We start from the raw sequence: 2,183 nt of genomic DNA, 5'->3' as shown, positions 1-2,183 counted from the left end.
TGTAAATGTCAACATAAACATGTACACTTTTGCTTGTTTAAGGATGTACAAAATCACTTGTCCTCTTGGACAAAATGATCCTTCAATCGGTATGATTCGCCTACAATCGTGACGACAGTTGCATGGTGTAAAATACGATCTAAGATGGCATTAGCGAGCTTTGGCTCTCGAAATACTTCATCCCATGCTCGGAAATTAACATTAGTCGTGAAGATGGTGCTACGCTTCTCATAACGCATATCAATGAGCTGGAAGAATAGTTTGGCATCCTCTGGCTCAATGGGAAGATAACCAATCTCGTCAATAATCAGCAGCTTGTACTTCGTGTAGTGCTTTAACCTTGCTTCAAGCCGGTTCTCAAGCATGGCACGCTTGAGGTTTTGAATGAGATCGTGACACTTGATGAAGTACGTGCTTGTTCGTTTCTTTGCTGCAGCGATGCCAATCGATGTAGCTAAATGTGTTTTTCCTACACCACTAGGGCCTAAGAATACAATATTTTCATTGCCCTCTATGAAGCGTAAGCTAGCAAAGTCTAGCATCTGCTCTCGATTCACAGAAGGCTGAAAGCTGAACGCAAAGTCTGCCAGCTCCTTCTGATGCGGGAAGGCTCCAACCTTAACCATGGCATGAATCATATTATGCTCACGCACATCGATCTCATAATTAGTGAGCTTCACAAACGTGTCCATGAAGGACAGTTTGTTATGGATGCTAAAGTCGACCACTTCATTTAAATGACTCACCATTTGTTTAAGGCCTAGGTACTCTAGGTTCCTTACCGCTTGCTGGTAGGAGGTTACACTCATTCGTATGCACCTCCAATCGTGCGCAGATTCTTCTTAGCTAAATCATTAATATCTGGATAACGTGGCATGGACAAGCTTAAATTCTCCCTGTAGTGCTCTTCGGTGTAGTTTAACAGAGCTGTACCAATGGGATGGCGTACGAGAAGTTTCGTGTTATAATACACATACAGATGATGGTCATAGACTTGTATGCCTACTGTTTTTCCTTGATACCCAGCTGGTACTGAGTATTGCCTGGATTGGTAGGAGATCATGTTCGACGCATTGATCTTAACAAGCTTATGATGTATGCGATAGGAACTTCTTACACGCTCCGCTGGTAACGGGTGTAAGGAGTTCTTTTCCTTTTCGAGAGCCAGAATCGGCACTTTCCCCGTGCCTTGATGGAACGATTGATTGACACGATCGCACAGCTTTTGAATGTAGGCTTGGAGCTCAGGTAAGCTAAACTTCCCTTGATAAGCATGAATTTCATCTAAAATTTTCATTTGAGCTTCTACCTTTCCCTTCGTACGAGGACGCCCCGCGATACAAGGTTTAACGTGAAACCCAAAGTCTGCTGCAAATCCAGCGAATTTCGTATTCACTTTGCCAGCCCTATGCTCCGTCCTTGCTTCGTCCATGACGGTCTTCATGTTGTCGGTTAAGATCTCATGTGGCACTCCGCCTATGGCCTCGAAAGCTGCGGTTAGGAAGGAGAGCAGCACACTCTGAGACTTCGTTATGCTCATGTGATACATTCGAAAGCGTGAGTACGAAAGCAACAACACAGCAACATTCACCTCGACTTTCGCTCCATCCTTTAATTCAAAAGGGATACTTTCTTTCCAGTCTAATTGCGCTTGCTCTCCTGGATCTGTCTCAAAACGAACGGTACCCTGTGGTGACGGTGTACGTTGCCCATTCGTAAAGTACGCCTCAAACTCAGGCTTACGAGCGATATAGGCACGAAAAGCAGATGCAGAGCATAACAGGCCATGATTGTCTGTTAAGTATTGCCATAGCACACGCTTGTAGTAGAAAACTTGCTTGCTGTCTGTGGATAAAAGTGCAGCGATGATTTCATAATATTCATCGATCTTTGACCCTTTATCTCGTGATCTTCTCCTTGTAAATCCGTCTATATATTTCTGAATGGTTCGACGATCCACCTCTAGTTCTCTTGCTAACTGGCTTATATTCATTTTCATATTGAGATTCTCCATCAATGATTTAAGTTTAGGTAAGTCTAGCAAACTATGAATCTCTATATTGGATTGAACCTTCAACGTGATGTACATACTCATCTCTCCCTTGAGAACAGTATGTTTCATCTCGTCAAAGTTGTACATTTTTATTCAAGCACTTTTGTACATGTTTAGAGTAGCATTTACA

2 protein-coding genes are annotated in these 2,183 nt (G+C 43.0%); both read right to left on the bottom strand.

Annotated features, from left to right (window positions below; genetic code table 11):
* Window positions 1–53: 53 nt before the first annotated feature.
* The gene (istB, locus tag FGT79_RS30510) at window positions 54–809 is read right to left on the bottom strand and encodes an IS21-like element helper ATPase IstB (RefSeq protein WP_138756581.1); all 756 of its coding nucleotides are present in this window, start codon (window positions 807–809) and stop codon (window positions 54–56) included.
* Entirely contained in the window at window positions 806–2,089 is a 1,284-nt protein-coding gene (istA, locus tag FGT79_RS30505) for an IS21 family transposase (RefSeq protein WP_138756580.1), read from the bottom strand. The genes istB and istA overlap by 4 nt, the downstream gene beginning before the upstream one ends.
* Between the last annotated feature and the right edge of the window lie 94 nt (window positions 2,090–2,183).

Origin of the sequence: Paenibacillus sinopodophylli (assembly GCF_005930355.1) — a bacterium.
GTDB lineage: Bacteria > Bacillota > Bacilli > Paenibacillales > Paenibacillaceae > Pristimantibacillus > Pristimantibacillus sinopodophylli.
This window is presented reverse-complemented; position numbering and strand designations above follow the sequence as displayed.

Bases quoted from the DNA above. Each gene is read 5' to 3' on its own strand.
- istB (WP_138756581.1), bottom strand. From the start codon at position 809: ATGAGTGTAACCTCCTACCAGCAAGCGGTAAGGAACCTAGAGTACCTA.
- istA (WP_138756580.1), bottom strand. From the start codon at position 2,089: ATGTACATCACGTTGAAGGTTCAATCCAATATAGAGATTCATAGTTTG.